Source organism: Blautia sp. HCN-1074 (genome assembly GCF_037890165.1).
Taxonomy (GTDB): domain Bacteria; phylum Bacillota; class Clostridia; order Lachnospirales; family Lachnospiraceae; genus Blautia_A.
The window spans coordinates 42,800-62,899 of record NZ_JBBKBP010000018.1; the positions used below are offsets into that span (position 1 = coordinate 42,800).

Consider the following 20,100-nt stretch of genomic DNA (forward strand, 5'->3'; position numbering starts at 1 on the left):
CTACGAAAGAATAATGGAATTAGGCAGCATGGGATATCATTGTTCACAGATTATTATGATCATGACTCTGGAAACCATAGGAGAGGAAAATCCACAGCTTGTAAAGGCAATGGGAGGCCTTGGAGGAGGAATTGGTTACTGTGGAGATACCTGTGGGTGTCTGACAGGAAGTGCCTGTGCAATCGGATATTTTCTCGGTAATCTGGCTCCTGAGGAGAAGGAAGATGCACAGATGAAGCCGGCTGTACAGGAATTATATCAGTGGTTCCGCCAGAAGACAGAGGAAGAATTTGGAGCTTTTTACTGTAAGGATATCACTCATCTGGAATGGGGCATAATTATGGAGAAATGTCCCGGACTTATTGCAGATACTTATACAAAAGTTATGGAAATACTGATAGAACGGGAGGTACTGGAGCTTTGATCACCATCGGCAAAACAAAAAGTGTCTGTCCGGAATGTATGAAGGTAGTTCCTGCCAAAAAGTGTATTGGTGAAGACGGGATTTATCTGGTAAAGGAATGTAATGCTCATGGGAAATTTCAGACTCTGATCTGGGAGGGAAATGTAACAGATTATCTTTCCTGGGAAAGAGAAAATCTCTCAGCAGAAACTCCTGTAAATCCGAAGGTTAAAGAAAAATCCTGTCCGGATAATTGCGGACTCTGTGAGGAACATGAAAGAAAAGGGTGCTGTATGATCCTGGAAGTCACAAAACGCTGTAATATGCACTGCCCTGTCTGCTTTGCTTCAGCAGGAGAAGACGGGGAAAACGGAGATATTCCTATCAGTGAAATAGAAAAACAGTATGATTTTCTGATGGCTCACGGAGGTCCTTTTAATATACAGCTCTCAGGAGGAGAGCCAACCATGAGAGATGATCTGCCTGAGATCATACATATGGGAAGAAAAAAAGGATTTACATTTTTTCAGTTAAATACCAATGGGATCCGGCTTGCCAGGGAGGATGGATATGCCAGAAAGCTGAAAAAAGCAGGACTGAATACAGTATTTCTTCAGTTTGACGGTGTGACAGATCAGGTTTATGAGACTTTGCGTGGGCAGGCTATGATGGAACTGAAGAAAAAGGCGATCTTAAACTGCTCAGAAGCAGAGCTTGGTATTGCTCTTGTGCCGGTCATAGCGCCGGGAGTAAATGATATGCAGGTAGGGGATATCCTGAAATTTGGTCTGGATCATATGCCCTTTGTCCGTGGCGTACATTTTCAGCCTATCAGTTATTTTGGCAGATGTTCCCAGAAGCGCCCCACAAATCCCATCACCATACCAAAGATGCTGAGACTTATTGAAGAACAGACAGAGGGACTGATGAAAATTGAGGATTTTGCAGGCGGCGGAGCAGAGAATCCCTACTGCTCCTTCCATGCAAGTTATCTGAGAAAAGGGGAGCGGGAACTGAAGCTTCTTGAAAAAAAATCAGGAAAAGGATGCTGCTGTACTACCAGTGATGATTCCAGACAGTATGTGGAAAATCAGTGGAGCTACAGTACAAAAAACTATGATGAAGGAGAAATGACACAGACAGATGCGCTGGATGAGTTTCTGACCCGGATACATAATGAAACCTTTGCAGTATCAGGCATGATCTTTCAGGATGCCTGGAATCTGGATCTTGACCGTCTGAAACGCTGTTATATCTGTGAAGTGGATCCTGATTATGGAATGGTGCCATTCTGTGCATATAATCTGACTAATCTGAAAGGAACATATTTATACAGAAAGTGAAACGATCCAATATAGATGCAATGATCTGTAAGCAGGAAAGAATTACAGATATTACAAGGGAAACAATAATCAAAATACAGTTGGATAAACTGAATGCTGTTCTGAAAAGAGAAAAAAAAAGGCAGGGATTTTACAGAGATCTGCCGGAAAGGCTGGAAAGCCTTGCTGATCTGAAAACTCTTCCCTTTACAACGGAATCCGACCTGGCCCAGAAAGGGAGCAGGATGTTACTATGCTCCCAGGGAGAAATACAGAGGATCATTTCAGAACAGACAAGCGGAACAACCGGTGCAGGTAAACGTGTATTTTACACAGAAGGAGATTGTGAACATACTATAGAACTTTTTATGGCCGGACTTGGGGAGTTTATTTATCCGGGAAGCAAGACTATGGTTGCCATGCCGTTTTCCGGTCCTTTTGGACTGGGAGAGCTGATCGCAGAAGCAATCAGACGTATAGGAGCACACCCCCTTTTAACCGGGAACAATAAAACCTATGGTGAGTTAAAAACAATTCTGGAAGAGGAGCAGCCAGATACTTATGTAGGTATGCCGACAGCACTGCTTTCCATGCTCAGAATGTGTGGAAAAGGCAGTATAAAGAGAGCACTGGTATCTGGGGATGCCTGTCCGGAAATAGTAATGAAAGAAATAGAAAAAATTCTGGGAACATCACTCTGGCCTCATTATGGTTCCAGAGAGATAGGACTTGGGGGCGCAATCTGCTGTCAGGCTCATGAGGGCATGCACATGAGAGAGAATCACTGTATCACAGAAATCATAGATAAAGAGGGAAATGTTCTGTCTGACGGTCAATGGGGAGAACTGGTGATCACAACCATTGGGATGGAGGCACAGCCTATGATCAGATATCGGACCGGTGATCATACACGTATCATACCCGGAAAATGTATCTGTGGAAGTGAGATAAGGCGTCTGGATTTTGTAAGACGGATCGACCAGTCCCAAAGCATGAGAGAAATGGATGAATTACTGTTTCAGATTCCGGAACTGGTAGATTGCTGTGTAAGGAGTGTTGGAGGGACAAAAGAAATCACAGCATTTTTTACATCAGACAACGGAGAAGAACTGATCAGAAATGTCTGTGCAGAGAAAAATATTATTTCTTTGGATTGCAGAAAAGCAGAATGGAGCGATAGGGCATTGTATCCTGCGAAACGTATTATTTTATAGAGAAACTATTAGAAAACAGAACGAAACCTATTGACTGTCAGCCGGATTTCGTTCTGTTTTTTGTTTTATGAATAGTTATTTGCTCACATTTGTATTATCCATAAAAATCAGCATTTCTCAGCAATATCATAGATAAGCCGTTCTGTATCTTCCCATCCGAGGCAAGGATCTGTGATGGAACAGCCAGGAGTCATATGATCACTGATATCCTGACGACCCTCGAGAAGGTAGCTTTCAATCATAACACCTTTCACCAGCTTTTTAAGCTCCGGATTATAATTACGACTGTGAAGTACTTCTGAGACAATTCGGATCTGCTCTTTGTATTGTTTATTGGAATTAGAGTGGTTGGCATCTATGATGATGGCAGGGTTCTTAAGATCTTTTTTTGCATATAAAGCAGACAGATGCATCAGATCTTCATAGTGGTAGTTAGGAATAGTCTGTCCGTACTGGTTTACACCTCCGCGGAGAATGGTATGTGCCAGATCGTTTCCTGAAGTTTCCACATCATTTCCTCTGTAGATAAAATGATGAGGATGCTGTGCAGCAGTGACGGAATTCAACATAACAGAAAGATCACCACTGGTAGGATTCTTCATACCAACCGGAATATCCATGCCGCTGGCAGTGAGACGATGCTGCTGATTCTCCACAGAACGTGCACCTACAGCTTCGTAGGAGAGAATATCATCCAGATAGCTGCGATTTTCAGGATAAAGCATCTCATCTGCAGAAGAGAGTCCTGTTTCCTGCATAACTCTCATGTGCATTTTGCGGATAGCAATGATTCCGGCAAGAAGGTCAGGAGCTTTATCAGGATCTGGCTGATGTAACATTCCTTTGTAGCCGTCGCCGGTGGTACGGGGCTTGTTTGTATAAACCCGTGGGATAATCATCAGTTTGTCAGAAACCTTATCGGCCACTGTTTTTAATTTGTGTACATATTCACAGACTGTATCTTCGTTATCTGCAGAGCAGGGTCCTACAAGAACCACAAATTTATCTGATTCACCGGTAAAAATGCGGCGTATTTCTTCATCCCTCTGTTTTTTTACTTTTTTGAGTTCCTGGCTGAGAGGGTACTGAGATTTCAGAATCTCTGGCAAAGGAAGCTCGTGATTGATTTTCATAGACATGATTTGTTTCCTCCATATAATATCATACAGGCTCTTGATAATGCCGGAACTCAGGAATGTTTTATACTTGACCGGACTGCCTGCATATTTTCCTTCACAAGTATAACATGATGTTATCTAAAATTCCAGAACTTTAACACTTTAAACTGACATATTTTCAGAGGGCGTAATCAGACTGTTTTTTATGCTTGTTTCCTAGCTTCACAAAAATGCTTTCAGATGTTACAATCAAATAAAAGATATGAGGAAAGAAATATCAAAAGAATACCAAAGAAAGCTGGGGTGAATGTTATGGAGGTCAAGAGTATTCTGATAAAGGATACAACCAGAGAGGAAAGAAAACAGATTGTGGAAGAATCTTTTGGAAATATTTCTGCAAGCTGTGATGGCTGTATGGCGGGACTGGCTGAGATGTATCAGGAATATATTGATGGCACGAAGGAAATATGCGATATTAACATGGAGTTTAATGCACATTATATACGGGAAGATTTGGACGGGGAAGAAAAGCGAAGCTGCCAGATGTAAGTAAAACAACTATATGGGAAACTTGCAGATCCCGAATGTGCAGAAAATAAAAAGATAACAGGAGAAGGATAATAAAATGAGTACAAACAATATGAATAGATTTGAATTCAGAAGTATCAGACCGGAGGAGACACCGCAGGCAATAGAAATCGAGCAGATCTGCTTCCCGCCAAATGAGGCATGTTCCCCGAAGAGTCTGACAGAGAGAATAAAAGCAACAGCAGAAACATTTCTGGTAGCTGAGGATAAGGAAACTGGAAAGCTGGCTGCATTTCTTAATGGAGTTCCTACAGATGAGGATGCTTTCAGAGATGAATTCTTCACAGATATTTCTCTGAGTAATCCGGAAGGAAAAAATATTATGCTTTTGGGTCTGGATGTCCGTCCGGAATATCGTATGCAGGGCCTGGGTCGTGAATTGGTATCCAGATATGGCCAGAGAGAAGCACAAAAAGGACGAAAGAAACTTTTCCTCACCTGTCTGGATGAGAAGGTAAAGATGTATGAGAAATTCGGCTTTACAGATCTGGGTCAGGCAAACTCCACCTGGGGCGGAGAAACCTGGCATGCCATGAGCATTGAGATTGGAAAATAATTAACGAGCAGAACAGACAGGAGAGTGTACAATGAGCCTATATGCAATCGGTGATTTTCATCTTTCGTTTACAGTCAATAAACCTATGGATGTATTTGATAAAAGATGGAAGAATCATGTAGTTAAGATTGAGAAATACTGGAAGAAGAAAGTGACAGAGAATGATACAGTAGTGATTACCGGAGATCATTCCTGGGGGAGAGATCTTGCAGAGTGTCAGGCGGATCTGGATTTTATTATGGCTCTGCCGGGCAGGAAGATTCTGCTTCGGGGAAATCACGATATGTTCTGGGATGCGAAGAAAACAGAAAATCTGAATGAGATGTTCAGGGGAAAGCTGGAATTCTTGCAGAATAATTTTTATACATATGAGGATTATGCGCTGGTGGGAACCAAGGGTTACTGCTATGAGGGAAAAGACAGTTATGAGCACTTCCTGAAGATCCGAGAGCGGGAACTGGGGAGGCTGCGCTGCTCTTTTGAAGGGGCAAAGGCGGCAGGATACGAGAAGTTTATCATGTTTCTCCATTATCCGCCAACCAGTATTGGAGAAATGGAGAGTCCGTTTACCCTGATGGCACAGGAATTTGGCGTCGAGAAGGTAATCTATTCTCACTGTCATGGAGAGAAACGGTATGATGACAGCTTTAAAGGCTATGTGGATGGAATAGAGTACAAGCTGGTGTCAGGTGATTATCTGAATTTTAAACCGGAGCTGGTTTTACGCTAATTATATTGTCTGGAAAAAATCCCTGGGAAGTATTATACTTTTCAGGGATGATTTTATGTGCTTTGAGAGAAAATATCTTCGGGGAGAAATGAGAAAATGAAGATTTACTACAGAGAGAAATCTGGCGGGATTGAGATTTTGCGGTGTTTTGGAATAGAGGGCAGAGTTGAGATTCCGGGAATGATAGAGGATAAATTGGTGGTCAGTGCGGCACCCTATGCATTTTCCAGCCATATGGAAGAGAAGGAAGAACTGAAAAATGCCTGCCTGTGGGAAGTGTCAGATGGTCTTGGATTTGGCAGAGAAGAACATGTTCTGGCAGGAAATGACGTGGAGGAGATTGTTTTTCCTCACACTTTAAAAGAGATTGGACGATATATTTTTTATGGCTGCGGAAATCTGAAAAAGCTGGAGTTTTCTGACAGCCTGATGCAGATAGGCTGTGGTGCATTTACAGGCTGCCATGCATTGGAGAAGCTGACTGTTCATATGAGACAGGGAAAGAAGTCAGGAGTTAAGGAAATGCTGGGCGAGATGTGGCAGAGGATTGATGTGAACTTTCTCTATGAGCATGAAGAAGCAAGGCTTGTATTTCCGGAGCATTATGATGAGGCGGTTGAGAACACTCCGGCGCGTATTCTGTATACGGAATATCATGGATCAGGAAGTAATTACAGACAGTGTTTTTATGATAAGGAGCTGAATTATCAGGAATATGACAGGCTTTTTGAAATGGCGGTGGCCATGGATAAGCTGGAGGTTCTGGTGGATATGTCATTTGGCAGACTGGAGTTTCCCTATGGACTGACCGGGAAAGCCAGGGAGAATTACAGGGAATATATCCGTAAGAATCTGAGAGATATTGCAGAATATCTGGTAAAGCAGGAGGATATGCACAGATTGGAAATGATATCTTCGCAAAAACTCTGGACACTGGAAGGAATCGATTCTGCGCTGGATTGTGCATCTAAGAGAAAAGAAACGGAAGTATCCGCATTCCTGATGAATGAAAGAGCAAATCTGGTGGATAACCAGGCAGAAACTACAGAAAAACTTTTGAATAGAAAAAATATAATGAGAAAAAAGAGGTTTGAACTGTGATAGATATAGAGGAAAATAAGGATGGAGCCAGAGGATAAAACACAGGAAATAGCAGAAAGAGCAGAGCGTCTGCAGGAGATCGGCAGCAGTATTCTCAGGGCTGCGAGGGATGAATTATATCTGGGAATGCGGTTTTTGGATGTGGCGCTGAGCAGTTTTTCTTATCAGATGGATGGTCAGATCCAAGGGTTTGGAACTGACGGAAGAGTGATGTATTTCCAGCCACAGATGCTGGGAGGTTTATATAGAGAGAACAGGATTCTGGTGAACAGAGGGTATCTGCACATGGTATTCCACTGTATTTTCCGGCATTTTGCATGGAGAGGTGCAGAAGGCAGGAAGAGGGCAGACGATGAAATTACAATCCAGGAACGTATGCGTGATCTGAGCTGTGACATTGCAGTGGAGCATATGATAGATGGGATGAACTATCGGAGTATCCGTTTCTCACGCAGTCTTCTGCGAAGGGAAACCTACCGTCTCCTTGAAAAAGAGGGCAAAACTCTTAATGCACAGAGAGTGTATAAAATATTGTCAGAATGGAATCTGAGTGAAAAGGATCTTACAAATCTGGAACAGGAATTTCGCACAGATGACCACAGATACTGGGAAAGTAAGAAACCGGACCAGAAACCGAATCCCATGCTCAGCCGCAAATGGGGGGAGATCAATGATGGAATCGAGACGGACCTGGAAACATTTTCACAGGAGGCAGGTGAGCGGGATGGAGATTTCCTGGAGCAGATAAAAACAGAGAACAGAAGGCGATACGATTACAGAGAATTCCTGCGAAAATTTGCAGTTTTTCACGAAGAACTGGCAGTGGATGATGACAGTTTTGATTACAATTTCTATACCTATGGTCTGCGCCTCTATGGAAATATGCCGCTGATCGAACCATTGGAATCCAAAGAAGTTAAGAAGATAGAGGAGTTCGTGATCGTCATCGATACCTCCATGTCCTGTTCGGGAGAACTGGTGAGAAAGTTTCTGGAAGAAACCTACGGTGTACTTAGTGAAAGCGAGAACTTTTTTACAAAAATAAATGTGCACATCATTCAGTGTGATGAGAAAGTCCACACAGATAAAAAGATTACTTCTCAGAAAGAAATGAAAGATTATATGGAACATCTGGAACTGTATGGAGATGGCGGAACAGACTTCAGACCTGCATTTGAATGGGTGGACAAACTGCTGGAACAGCATGAATTTTATAACCTGAAAGGGTTGATCTATTTTACAGACGGATTCGGAATTTACCCGAAGAAAATGCCGCCATATAAGACTGCGTTTGTGTTTATGCAGGATAATTACAGAGATGTGGATGTACCGGTATGGGCCATGAAACTGATCCTGGATGAGGATGATTTTGATAAGTCAGACAGGTAATGAAATAAAAAACTGAGTAAAAGTAAGAAGTGTTCAGCAGGAAAGGATTTACATTATGGATATAAAACGAGCAAAACAGGAGATAAAAGACTCAATAGAAGCATACCTTGCGAAGGATGAATTTGGGGAATATCTGATCCCTGCCATACGCCAGAGACCAATTCTCCTTATGGGGGCACCGGGAATCGGTAAGACGCAGATCATGGAACAGATCGCCAGGGAATGTAAGGTAGGTCTGGTATCTTATACCATCACTCATCACACCAGACAGAGTGCAGTAGGACTACCCTTTATCAAAGAGAAAACCTTTGGAAGTGAAAGTTTTTCTGTCACAGAATATACAATGAGTGAGATTATTGCATCTGTCTATGAAAAGATGGAAAAGACCGGATTGAAGGAGGGAATTCTGTTTATCGATGAGATCAACTGCGTATCGGAAACTTTAGCACCGATGATGCTCCAGTTCCTTCAGGGAAAGACTTTTGGCAATCAGAAAGTACCGGAAGGCTGGGTGATTGTGACGGCAGGAAATCCACCGGAATATAATAAATCTGTCCGCGAATTTGACGTGGTAACCCTCGACCGAATCAAGAGAATTGATGTACAGCCGGACTTTGAGGTATGGAAAGAGTATGCTTATGAGCAGGGAATCCATCCGGCAGTGATTTCTTATCTGGAGCTTCGCAGAAAGAATTTCTACAGAATGGAGAATACAGTAGATGGTCGTATTTTTGCCACCGCCAGAGGATGGGAGGATCTTTCCAGGCTGATTCAGGTGTATGAAACACTGGGAAAAGATGTGGACAGGGAAGTGGTATGTCAATATATTCAACACCCTATGATTGCGAAGGATTTTGCCGCATATCTGGCATTGTACAACAAATATAAGACAGACTATGCAGTTGAAGAATTACTGCAGGGAAAATGGACGCAGATTACCATACAGAAAATAAGAAATGCATCTTTGGACGAACACCTAAGTCTGGTGGGACTTTTAAATGGAAAATTAAGTCAGCTATTTACAGAATGTTATTTAACGGATTCTTATATAACAAAACTGTATGAATATATGGTATATTATAGAGACAACCTTGCAAATATTTCTCTGAAGGCAGTTTGTCAGAAAGCGGAGAATGATCTGGAGTCAGCAAGAAAAGCAGAACTGCTGACTCGAAATGAGGAGAAAACGTTTCTCAGAGTCAATACTTTTCTGGAAAATATCTGGCTGAAGATGGAAGGGATAACGCAGGCCGAATGTGATATTTACGAGAAAGTAAAGGAAGCTTTTTCCAGAGAGGCAGATGGTTTGGAAAAGCAGACAGAAACGGTTGATCAGACATTGCAGAACGTTTTTGATTTTATGGAGGCAGCTTTTGGAGACAGCCAGGAAATGGTAGCATTTATTACAGAATTGAATGCAAACTTTTACAGTATCTGGTTTATCCGGGAAAATGGCTCAGATCAGTATTATCGTCATAATAAGGGACTATTGTTTGATGATAGACAGAAACTGATCCTGGGGCAGATGGAGGAATTGGAAAGTACAATGAAACGGGGGATTACGGATGGTGTCTGAATTAAGATTTGAGACAAAAAAAATCAGAATGGCTGATCTGGGAAAGGAGAGCTGCGTGCCAGATCTCCTTGGAGAACTGACTATGCAGAATCAACTGGAATTTCATCTGGACGAGACAGATGAGATCTATGAAGGATATGGACGCGTAAAAAGTGCTTATCCATATCGGCAGAGGAACACTTATACAAGAGAACTTAAGGAGATGGAAATACATACAGCAGTTCTTGAGAACAGATATTTAAAGGCTGTATTTCTTCCGGAATTCGGAGGCAGGTTATGGGAACTCTGGGATAAATATACAGGAAGAAACCTGTTGTATACCAATGATGTTCTGCAGTTTAGTAATCTGGCAGTACGTAACGCCTGGTTTAGCGGAGGTGTGGAATGGAACATAGGTATTATCGGACATAATCCTTTTACAACTGAACCGCTTTACACCGCACAGATTGTTAATGAAGATGGGGAACCGGTTCTGCGTATGTATGAATATGAGCGTATTCGAAAAGTGACTTATCAGATGGACTTCTGGCTGGAAAAAGACAGCAGCTTTTTGAATTGCCGGATGCGTATTGTAAACGAGGGAAAAGAAGTAGTACCAATGTACTGGTGGAGTAATATGGCGGTTCCGGAATACAAAAACGGAAGAGTTGTTGTGCCGGCGGTACAGGCATTTACATCAAGAGGAACACAGGTTACGAAGGTAGATCTTCCGATGGTAGAGAATATCGATATCTCTGATTATACTGCTATAAAAAAATCCGTAGATTATTTCTTTGATATTCCGGCTGGATGTCCGAAATATATAGCAAATATAGATGAAACCGGTTATGGTTTATTGCAGATTTCGACAGAACGTTTACGTAGCAGAAAGCTTTTTTCCTGGGGAAATCAGGATGCGTCTAATCACTGGCAGGAGTATCTCACAGATAAGGCAGGACGTTATCTGGAGATTCAGGCAGGACTTGGAAAGACACAGTATGGATGTATTCCGATGGCACCTCACACAGCCTGGGAGTGGATGGAACAGTATGGTTCTGTTCAGATTTCTGAAGATGTGCTGGAGAAAGAATACAGAGAACGTACAGTTCTGGTAACCGAAAAGATTCTTGAGACAGGACTTCACGAAAAGTTGAAAGAGAAACTGGAAACATCAAAAGAGATGTCAAGAAAAAAAGCGCAGACAGTATATAGAGGAAGCGGATATGGGGCACTTGCAGTGCATGGAGAAAGTACAAAACATCTGGAATTTTCTATGAAAGCTGTAAATGAATCTCAAGCTGAAAATTCAAAAGAAGAGGCAGTTTTGGAAAAATGGAAGCATTTTTTTGAAACAGGAATTTTGCATTGTCCGAAACCACTGGAAGCACCAGATGAATTTATGATAGATGAGACAAATGTAGATTTTCTGGAAGCTCATATGGAAGAAAATGCACAGAACTGGTATGCGTACTATCAGCTTGGGCTGGGATATTATCGAAAAGAAGACTACGGGAAGGCAGAGAAAGCTTTTGAGGATTCGCTCAAATTGAGAGAAAGTGCATGGGCATTCCATGGTCTTAGCTGTGTAAAACTGATGCAGAATGAAAAGGATCAGGCTGGCAGATATATCCTTCAGGGAATGGCGTTTGAGCGAAAAGAACTGTCCTATCTGAAAGAAGGATTCAGAATTCTTTTGCTGGCAGAGAAATATGAAGAATTAAGTCATTTCTATCGGAAATTGGATAAAGAAGAACAAGAAGACAGCAGACTGAAACTGGGGTATGTCCAGGCACTTCATGGGCTGAAACAAGATAAAAAGGCGCTTGATCTACTGGAAAGTAAAGGCGGTCTTATACCAGAGGATATTCGTGAAGGAGAGGATTCCCTGGGGAAAGTCTGGAAAGAATTGTATAAAAGTGTCTATAAAAAAGAGGGAAAACTTCCACATAAATTTAATTTCCAGGCAAATTAGCATTGGATTTTCAGATAAATAGTGGTATGCTGATGGATAGAAAGATGATTTGAGATAAAGAATCATACAGGAAACGAGGAGGAATATAAAATGGAACTTGAAGCATTAAGAAAAGATATGGTTGCAGCTATGAAAGCAAAGGATAAAGTGACAAAGGAAGCGGTGTCTTCTCTGATTGCGGCAGTAAAGAAAGTGGCTATTGATGAGGGATGTCGTGATGAGATCAAGAGTGATCTGGTTGACAGAGTAATCCTGAAAGAGCTGAAAACTGTAAAAGAACAGCTGGATACCTGTCCGGAGAGTCGTGAGGATCTGAAGGCTGAGTATCAGGCCAGATATGATGTGATTGCTAAATATGCTCCAAAGCAGATGGATGCTGCAGAGATTAAAGCATATCTGGAAGAGAAGTTTGCAGAGGTTCTTGCAACAAAGAATAAGGGACAGATCATGAAGGCTGTTATGGCTGATCTGAAGGGAAAAGCAGACGGTAAGGTGATTAATCAGGTGGTTGCAGAGATTTGCAAATAAGAGGCTGCTGATTCCTAGTGGAACAGAGTGAGATATGAGATTTACCGCAGTATCGTGTGAAGTGCCAGATGCTGCGGTTCTTTTTTATAGTTTCAGATGGGACGTGCGAAAAAATAGTTTATTTTGAGTGCGGTTTCGGACACTAAGAATATCTAAGTGTCCTGCAAATGCACTCAAAATAAACTATTTTTCGCACTGGTTACTAGTAGTGATAGTGGGCGGAATTCAGCATGAAAGGGTGCTGAAAGAGATTGTAAATTAATATGTGTAAATTTAGTGGTTTTAATGATTTAATGGTGAGGTGGTGAAAGGGTATGGAGTTTCAGCATGAACTGATTATTCCGAATGAGGGGTTGCCGTTTAAGGTGTTTCTTTTTGAGGGTGGAAATGGAAATTATGTGAGGGAGAAGCATTGGCATACTTCGATTGAGATTTTTGCGGTTATGGAGGGGCATCTGGAGTTTTTTATGAATAAGGAGGAGTATCCGTTAAAGGCCGGGGAGCAACTTATTATTAATTCTAATGAGATTCATTCGATTCATGCGGCAGAGCGAAACAAGACTGTGGTGTTGCAGATTCCTCTGAAGCAGTTTGAGAATTATTTTACGGCGCAGCGTTTTATTCGGTTTCGCAGTCAGGATGCGGATGCGGATGGAAAGCTGGCTTCGCTGATTAAGAAGTTGTATAAGGTTTATACAGCGAGAGATACGGGATATGAATTCAGGACGATGTCTTTGTTTTATGAGATTATGTATATGCTGGTCAAGAATTATCGATTGACGGAGGCGCATGAGAAGGAGATACGGCATAGCCGTAAGTTGGATACTTTGTCAAAAATCACCACTTATATGCGTGAACATTATAAAGAAGATCTGAAACTTTCGGATCTGGCGGCTACATTTGGTTATTCTGATGCGTATTTGTCGCGAATGTTTCAAAAATATGCAAAAATTAACTATAAAACTTATTTGCAGGACATTCGTATGGCATATGCGTACAGAGATTTGATGAATACGGACCGTACGATTAGTCAGATTGCACTGGATAACGGATTTTGCAGCAGCCGCGGCTTTTCGGGGGAATTTCAGAAGAGATACGGGATTCTGCCGAGTGAGATGCGTAAGCAGGAAAATCAAAAAGGTCAAAAAAACGCTATAGAATAGTCAAGAAAAATGGCGAAAAGGGATAGCCTGTCTGCTATACTCAAGTCACAGTAAAGATAACGTGAAAGTCCTTGGTGAGCCAATAAGATTATTTCGAGAATCAACTTGTCGGTTCACCAGAGAAAAAAGGAGGTCTACAGGTGAAGATTCAGAATGTAGCAGACGCTTCTTTCCGTAAATATGGAAAGGTGCTTGAGGGGTATGATTTCAGTGCTCTTCTTAAAGAAATGAAACACACACCGGTTCCGGATGATGTCGTTTATGTTCCTTCTGTAGAAGAACTGGAAGCATTAGATGTAGCAAAGGAATTACAGAATAAAGGTTTCGGCGGAATTCCGATTGAGATTGGATATTGCAACGGACATAACAAGAAATTGAATGCGGTAGAGTATCATCGCAGTTCAGAGATCAATGTGGCAGTGACAGATCTGGTTCTGCTGATTGGAAGCCAGCAGGATATTACTGATGAGCTTACATATGACACTTCTAAGATCGAAGCATTCCTTGTACCGGCAGGAACAGGTATTGAAGTATATGCAACAACACTTCATTATGCACCATGCAATGTACAGGATGGCGGATTCCAGTGTGTAGTTGTACTTCCGGCAGGAACCAATACTGATCTCACATTTGAAACTGCAAAAACAGGCGAGGACAGCTTACTGACAGCTAAGAATAAATGGCTCATCGCACATGAAGATGCAGCGATTGAAGGTGCAGTAAACGGACTTCGCGGAGAGAATATCACAATTGACTGATTTCAATAATCCGGTCAGAACTCTGTGGACAGAGTGAGCAGGTTACGAATATAGAGCAATTGTAAACAGTAACCGGCAATAGAATCAGAATGATATGGTTTTTGAAAATAATAATCAGAACGAAACCTAATATTTAACATAAGGAATTTCAGAAAGAAAAAAGGAGAATTAATCATGATCGATAACATGCCAAAAGTAAAAGTCGGAATCGTAGCAGTAAGCCGTGACTGTTTCCCGGAAAGCCTTTCCGTAAACAGAAGAAAAGCACTTGTAGAGGCTTATACAAAGAAATATGGTGCAGAAGACATTTATGAATGTCCAATCTGTATCGTAGAGAGCGAAATCCATATGGTTCAGGCTCTTGAAGATATCAAGAAAGCCGGATGTAACGCACTTTGCGTATATCTTGGAAACTTCGGACCGGAAATTTCCGAAACACTTCTTGCTAAACACTTCGAAGGACCGAAGATGTTCTGTGCAGCAGCTGAAGAAACACAGGGCGACCTGATCCAGGGACGTGGAGATGCATACTGCGGTATGTTAAATGCAAGCTACAACTTACAGCTTCGTAATGTAAAAGCATATATTCCGGAATATCCGGTTGGTGACGCAGAAGACTGCGCAGATATGATCCATGACTTCCTTCCAATCGCAAGAGCAGTTGAAGGATTAAGCAACTTAAAGATCATCAGCTTTGGACCACGTCCAACAAACTTCCTTGCTTGTAACGCTCCGATCAAACAGCTTTACAACCTTGGTGTTGAAATCGAAGAGAACTCTGAACTTGATCTGTTCGAAGCATTCAACAAACATGCAGGAGATGAGAGAATCCCGGCAGTTGTTAAAGAAATGGAAGAAGAACTTGGTGCAGGAAACAAGAAACCTGAAATTCTTGAGAAACTTGCTCAGTATGAACTGACTCTGAAAGACTGGGTAGAGGCTCACAGAGGATATCGTAAATATGTAACATTAACAGGAAAATGCTGGCCGGCATTCCAGACACAGTTCGGATTCGTTCCTTGCTATGTAAACAGCCGTCTGACAGCTCAGGGCATCCCGGTATCCTGTGAAGTTGATATCTATGGTACATTAAGTGAGTTCATCGGAACAGTTGTAAGCCAGGATACAGTTACACTGCTTGACATCAACAACTCTGTACCGAAGGATATGTACAAAGAGTCTATCGAAGGCAAATATAACTACACACTGAAAGATACATTCATGGGATTCCATTGTGGAAATACAGCTTCCAGCAAGCTTTCCTTCTGTGAGATGAAGAACCAGATGATCATGGCAAGATCTCTTCCGGTAGAGGTTACAAACGGAACTCTTGAAGGAGATATCGTACCTGGAGATATCACATTCTATCGTCTGCAGAGCACAGCTGATAACAAACTCCGTGGATATATTGCACATGGTGAAGTTCTTCCTGTTGCAACGAAATCCTTTGGTTCTATCGGTGTATTCGCTATTCCGGAAATGGGACGTTTCTACCGTCATGTACTGATCGAGGGAGGATACCCACATCACGGAGCAGTAGCATTCGGACATTATGGAAAAGCTCTGTTTGAAGTATTCAAATATATCGGTGTACCGGTTGAAGAAATCGGATACAACCAGCCGGCAGGCGTAAGATACCCAACAGAGAATCCATGGGGATAATCAGAATTTGATAAAGATTGAATCTGAATTATAAATGATAATAGACTGACACGATAATTATAAGGCATCCCGGGGGTTTACCCTGGGATGTATTAGATTAAGTGAATGTGAGAAATCCATTCAATAATAGAGAGTAACTGATTTCATATCAGATGCCCTGTTATCAAATCGTGATAATAATGAATGGAACTAAATCAGTAATAATGAAATGCAAATAGTAATGTGATAAAAAGGAGAATAAAGTTATGTATTATATCGGTATTGACCTTGGTACTTCCGCTGTAAAACTTCTTCTTATGGAAGATTCAGGAAAAATCTGTAATATTGTTTCAAAAGAATACCCGTTATTTTTCCCGCATCCAGGCTGGTCTGAACAGAAACCGGAAGACTGGTTTGCACAGAGCATGGAAGGTATGAAAGAACTGACAAAGGATATTGACAGAACTCAGGTAGCAGGAATTGGTTTCGGCGGTCAGATGCATGGTCTGGTAACTCTGGACAAAGATGACAATGTAATCCGTCCTGCAATTCTCTGGAATGATGGTCGTACAGGCGAGGAAACAGAGTATCTGAATACTGTGATCGGAAAAGAGAAACTCTCTGAATATACAGCAAATATTGCTTTTGCAGGATTTACAGCGCCGAAGATTCTCTGGATGCAGAAAAATGAACCTGAGAATTTCAAGAAAGTAGTTAAAATTATGCTGCCGAAAGATTACCTGGCATATCGTCTGTCTGGTTCTTTCTGCACAGATGTTTCCGATGCTTCCGGTATGCTTCTGCTTGATGTAAAGAACCGTTGCTGGTCAAAGGAAATGCTGGAAATCTGCGGTATCACAGAAGAACAGCTTCCGAAACTGTATGAGAGCTGGGAAGTAGTAGGAACTCTGAAACCTGAAATTGCAAAAGAACTTGGATTCTCAGAAGATGTAAAAGTTGTTGCAGGTGCCGGAGATAACGCGGCAGCAGCTGTTGGAACAGGTACAGTTGGTGACGGACAGTGCAATATTTCTCTTGGAACATCCGGAACTGTATTTATTTCCAGCAAGAACTTTGGTGTGGATGAAAACAATGCACTTCATTCTTTCTGCCATGCAGATGGAAGTTATCATCTGATGGGATGCATGCTCAGCGCAGCTTCCTGTAACAAATGGTGGGCAGAGGAGATTCTTCAGACAAAGGATTTCGCAGCAGAGCAGGCTCCAATTCAGAAGCTTGGAGAGAATCATGTATTCTTCCTTCCATATCTGATGGGAGAACGTTCACCTCATAATAATCCTGATGCAAGAGGTGTATTCTTTGGAATGTCCATGGACAGCACAAGAGCAGACATGACACAGGCTGTTCTGGAAGGTGTTGCATTCGGTCTTCGCGATTCCCTGGAAGTTGCAAGAAGTTTAGGAATCAAGGTTGAGAGAACCAAGATCTGCGGTGGCGGAGCTAAGAGCCCGCTGTGGAAGAAGATCATTGCAAACGTTATGAACCTGAAGGTTGATGTCCTGGAGAACGAAGAAGGACCGTCTATGGGTGGAGCTATGCTGGCAGCAGTGGGTTGCGGTGCCTATCCGGATGTAGAAACCATTGGAAAGAAATTTGCCAAAGTTGTTGATACAGTAGAACCGGATCCTGAACTGGTTGCAAAATATGAAGAGAGATATCAGAAGTTCAGAACTCTGTATCCGGCTATGAAGCCACTGTTTTAACTGAATTAAGGAAATCCCCTGCGGAACAGTTATTCGGTGTAAAACCGCGTAGCAAAGCGGATGATTTTATCCGCTTGATACACGCTCTATTGTGCCAGAATAGAAAAATATGAGTTAAAAAGAAAATGGGGTTGTTGCATTATTCAGTGCAACAACCCCATTGGGATTATGTGGATAAATTAGCAGGAACCAAGGATATATTCTGCTATGTCTTCATCACTTACCATACCGGATTTTACATCAAGAATAGCTTGTTGAAGTATCCTTACGGCCTCTTTACACTCTTCTTCTGTGATAGTCAATGGAGGAGTCCATTCAATGACATTAGAGAATTCGCCGGTAGAAAAGCATACCAGGCCAAGCTCAAATAAGCGATACACAAGACGGGCAGTAAAATCGCCATCTGGTTCTTTGGAATCTTTGTTTTGGACAAATTCTATACCAATAGAAAGTCCGACTCCACGTACATCTCCGATTACATCCGTTTGATCCTGGAGATTTTTTAATAAATCGAGAAGCTGTTTGCCACGTTCATCAGCATTTTCCAGAAGATTATTTTCCTCTAGCAGTTTGATATTTTCGATAGCCAGTGCACATAAAGGTAAATTTCCGGCAGTGGTGAACAGATGCTGCGCAATTCCGGCATCCATAAGTTCTTTAGGACCGATTACTGCACTGATAGGCATTCCTGCTCCTAATGCCTTTCCCACAACCACTACATCAGGTGTAATGCCGGCATGCTCAAAGCAAAACCACTTTCCTGAACGTCCCATACCGGTTTTTACCTCATCTACAATGAGGTAAGCGTTATTTTCATGACAGAATTTCTCAAGTGTCTGCATGTATTCGGCAGGGAATGGCATATCACCTCCGTCGCAGAGAAATGCCTCAATCTCAATGGCACCGACATCTGATTTTGCTATTCCGATTGCAGCAAGCTGCTCTTCAAAGGTTTTATAACATTCTCCATTACATGTTTTTTGTTGTTTGAATTTGCAGCGGTAACAATTTGGAAAATCAAGATAAGTTCCCTTTCCACCAAAACCCTGAAGCGATGGATGACCGGAGATTGCATAGGCTCCCATAGTCTGACCATGATAAGAACCTTTAAAAGTTATAATTTTTTTTCCTTTTTTTACCTGAGGAACCATTTTTGCTATAAATTCATTTGCATCTGATCCGGAAAGACCATACCAAACTTTTTTTTCAAAATTTCCAGGTGTCATCTGAATAAGCATTTCTGCCAGAGTGATACTTTCTACGCTCATTCCGGAAACAAGAGATGCAAATCCGTCTCTTTTATAACTTTCATATAATACGTTGGCCAGTCGTTCATTTCCATATCCGGCATTCATAACTGCCCATCCGGAAGACATATCCAGACACTTATGGTCTTCTACATCGAAAATATATGAATCCTTGGATCTGCTGGATACCATAGGATAAAAACGATTTTTTAATACGTCAGATATCACCTGACGATCTCTGTTTACATATTCAGTTCTGATTTTGTGTTCGTCCATATTCACAATCCTCATTTACCGGGTGCTGATATCAATAGAACTATTAGAGCGTGTCTAAGCTGAAATTATTTTACAGGTTTATATTTCCAGTCTGTAGCATCAAGCTCTTTTAAGGTTTTTACCACATGTTCAACGATAACATCGTTCATTTTTTTACCTTTTTCAGCGGTACCTTTTGTAGCATCGCCTGTCTGGGCAGTATCTGTAAGCTCTGAAAAATCCCATTTTATTTCTACTTCTGATGGGAGATTCGGCACTACACATGTTGCATATTCCGGTTCACACCAGTCAGGGAACAGATAGTAAGCAATTGAAGTCTCGCCCTCGCCTGCATGTCCCAGTCCATCCCATACTTCAAAAGTGTCTTTAGGAAGAAGATTTCCGGCAGCAACCCACCACTGTGTAAGAGCAGCGATTTGAGCCTCCGGATATTTCTCTTTAATTTTTCGGGAAGCAATTTCAATTGGTGCAATATTTCCATCATGTCCGTTCATGATAAAAATATGATTAATACCATTGCGAAGAACAGATTCAATAGTATCGTAGAGAACTGCAATAGTTGTATCATAGCTTAATGTCAGAGAAAATGGAAAACTGTCATAATGTGCACTGTATCCGATAGTGATTGGAGGAATGACCATCATACCATCAACCTGGTCAGCGATTTGTTTAGACAATTTATAAGCAACTAAAGTATCGCAGCCTTCGGCAATATGCTGTCCATGCGCTTCGCAGGAACCAATTGAAATGATTGCTTTTGTAAAGTTTGCTTCTTTTACCTGATGGGCTGTCATTTTCCATAATTCATTTAACAT

Annotated in this window: 18 protein-coding genes; 15 read left to right on the plus strand and 3 right to left on the minus strand. The window is 41.7% G+C overall.

Features of this window, described 5'->3' with window-relative positions; translation table 11 throughout:
- The first annotated feature begins 13 nt into the window (after window positions 1-13).
- The 3 genes from WKT11_RS14115 to WKT11_RS14125 are packed head-to-tail and all read left to right on the plus strand — an operon-like array spanning window position 14 to window position 2,939.
- Entirely contained in the window at window positions 14-424 is a 411-nt protein-coding gene (locus WKT11_RS14115) for a DVU_1555 family C-GCAxxG-C-C protein (RefSeq protein ID WP_243101747.1), read from the plus strand.
- The gene (gene trsS / locus WKT11_RS14120; protein WP_118247753.1) at window positions 421-1,746 is read left to right on the plus strand and encodes a radical SAM (seleno)protein TrsS; all 1,326 of its coding nucleotides are present in this window, start codon (window positions 421-423) and stop codon (window positions 1,744-1,746) included. Before WKT11_RS14115 ends, trsS begins: the two co-directional genes overlap by 4 nt.
- Entirely contained in the window at window positions 1,743-2,939 is a 1,197-nt protein-coding gene (locus WKT11_RS14125; protein WP_243098875.1) for a DVU_1553 family AMP-dependent CoA ligase, read from the plus strand. The genes trsS and WKT11_RS14125 overlap by 4 nt, the downstream gene beginning before the upstream one ends.
- Before the next feature lie 107 nt (window positions 2,940-3,046).
- Here the strand turns inward: WKT11_RS14125 and WKT11_RS14130 are convergent, their stop codons facing one another.
- Window positions 3,047-4,078 (minus strand): 3-deoxy-7-phosphoheptulonate synthase, encoded by a 1,032-nt coding sequence (locus tag WKT11_RS14130; protein WP_118137697.1) that lies wholly within the window; start codon window positions 4,076-4,078, stop codon window positions 3,047-3,049.
- 291 nt (window positions 4,079-4,369) lie between these two features.
- Here WKT11_RS14130 and WKT11_RS14135 point away from each other — a divergent pair, with 291 nt between their 5' ends.
- The 12 genes from WKT11_RS14135 to xylB all read left to right on the plus strand — a co-directional run bounded on the left by WKT11_RS14135 (window position 4,370) and on the right by xylB (window position 17,762).
- On the plus strand, window positions 4,370-4,606 hold the full coding sequence (locus WKT11_RS14135) for a purine biosynthesis protein PurH (protein WP_118137699.1): 237 nt from the start codon (window positions 4,370-4,372) through the stop codon (window positions 4,604-4,606).
- A gap of 76 nt (window positions 4,607-4,682) precedes the next feature.
- Window positions 4,683-5,201 carry a GNAT family N-acetyltransferase gene (locus WKT11_RS14140; RefSeq protein WP_340285070.1) on the plus strand — a complete coding sequence of 173 codons (519 nt, stop codon included), beginning with the start codon at window positions 4,683-4,685 and terminating at the stop codon, window positions 5,199-5,201.
- 31 nt (window positions 5,202-5,232) lie between these two features.
- On the plus strand, window positions 5,233-5,931 hold the full coding sequence (locus WKT11_RS14145) for a metallophosphoesterase (RefSeq protein ID WP_117845244.1): 699 nt from the start codon (window positions 5,233-5,235) through the stop codon (window positions 5,929-5,931).
- 96 nt (window positions 5,932-6,027) lie between these two features.
- Window positions 6,028-7,032 carry a leucine-rich repeat protein gene (locus tag WKT11_RS14150; protein ID WP_118591238.1) on the plus strand — a complete coding sequence of 335 codons (1,005 nt, stop codon included), beginning with the start codon at window positions 6,028-6,030 and terminating at the stop codon, window positions 7,030-7,032.
- Between the two features lie 21 nt (window positions 7,033-7,053).
- On the plus strand, window positions 7,054-8,421 hold the full coding sequence (locus WKT11_RS14155; RefSeq protein ID WP_118591236.1) for a vWA domain-containing protein: 1,368 nt from the start codon (window positions 7,054-7,056) through the stop codon (window positions 8,419-8,421).
- Between the two features lie 55 nt (window positions 8,422-8,476).
- Complete coding sequence (locus tag WKT11_RS14160; RefSeq protein ID WP_118591234.1) at window positions 8,477-9,997, plus strand: ATP-binding protein; 1,521 nt, start codon at window positions 8,477-8,479, stop codon at window positions 9,995-9,997.
- A 28-nt stretch (window positions 9,998-10,025) separates the two neighbouring features.
- Window positions 10,026-11,948, plus strand: coding sequence for a DUF5107 domain-containing protein (locus WKT11_RS14165; RefSeq protein ID WP_340285077.1), 1,923 nt, complete (start codon window positions 10,026-10,028; stop codon window positions 11,946-11,948).
- Between the two features lie 90 nt (window positions 11,949-12,038).
- Complete coding sequence (locus tag WKT11_RS14170; RefSeq protein ID WP_118411528.1) at window positions 12,039-12,476, plus strand: GatB/YqeY domain-containing protein; 438 nt, start codon at window positions 12,039-12,041, stop codon at window positions 12,474-12,476.
- Between the two features lie 314 nt (window positions 12,477-12,790).
- Window positions 12,791-13,639, plus strand: a complete 849-nt coding sequence (locus WKT11_RS14175; protein ID WP_118137713.1) for an AraC family transcriptional regulator — start codon at window positions 12,791-12,793, stop codon at window positions 13,637-13,639.
- A 140-nt stretch (window positions 13,640-13,779) separates the two neighbouring features.
- Entirely contained in the window at window positions 13,780-14,397 is a 618-nt protein-coding gene (locus WKT11_RS14180; protein ID WP_117845233.1) for a DUF4867 family protein, read from the plus strand.
- Between the two features lie 177 nt (window positions 14,398-14,574).
- Window positions 14,575-16,059: an L-fucose/L-arabinose isomerase family protein gene (locus WKT11_RS14185; protein ID WP_055199736.1), complete on the plus strand. Its 1,485-nt coding sequence runs from the start codon at window positions 14,575-14,577 to the stop codon at window positions 16,057-16,059.
- 245 nt (window positions 16,060-16,304) lie between these two features.
- Window positions 16,305-17,762, plus strand: a complete 1,458-nt coding sequence (gene xylB, locus WKT11_RS14190) for a xylulokinase (protein WP_340285082.1) — start codon at window positions 16,305-16,307, stop codon at window positions 17,760-17,762.
- Window positions 17,763-17,941: 179 nt separating this feature from the next.
- Here xylB and WKT11_RS14195 read toward each other — a convergent pair whose 3' ends face one another.
- Together WKT11_RS14195 and WKT11_RS14200 are read right to left on the minus strand one after the other, a co-directional pair.
- The gene (locus WKT11_RS14195) at window positions 17,942-19,285 is read right to left on the minus strand and encodes an aspartate aminotransferase family protein (protein WP_181993283.1); all 1,344 of its coding nucleotides are present in this window, start codon (window positions 19,283-19,285) and stop codon (window positions 17,942-17,944) included.
- Between the two features lie 65 nt (window positions 19,286-19,350).
- Entirely contained in the window at window positions 19,351-20,100 is a 750-nt protein-coding gene (locus tag WKT11_RS14200) for a creatininase family protein (RefSeq protein ID WP_117676744.1), read from the minus strand.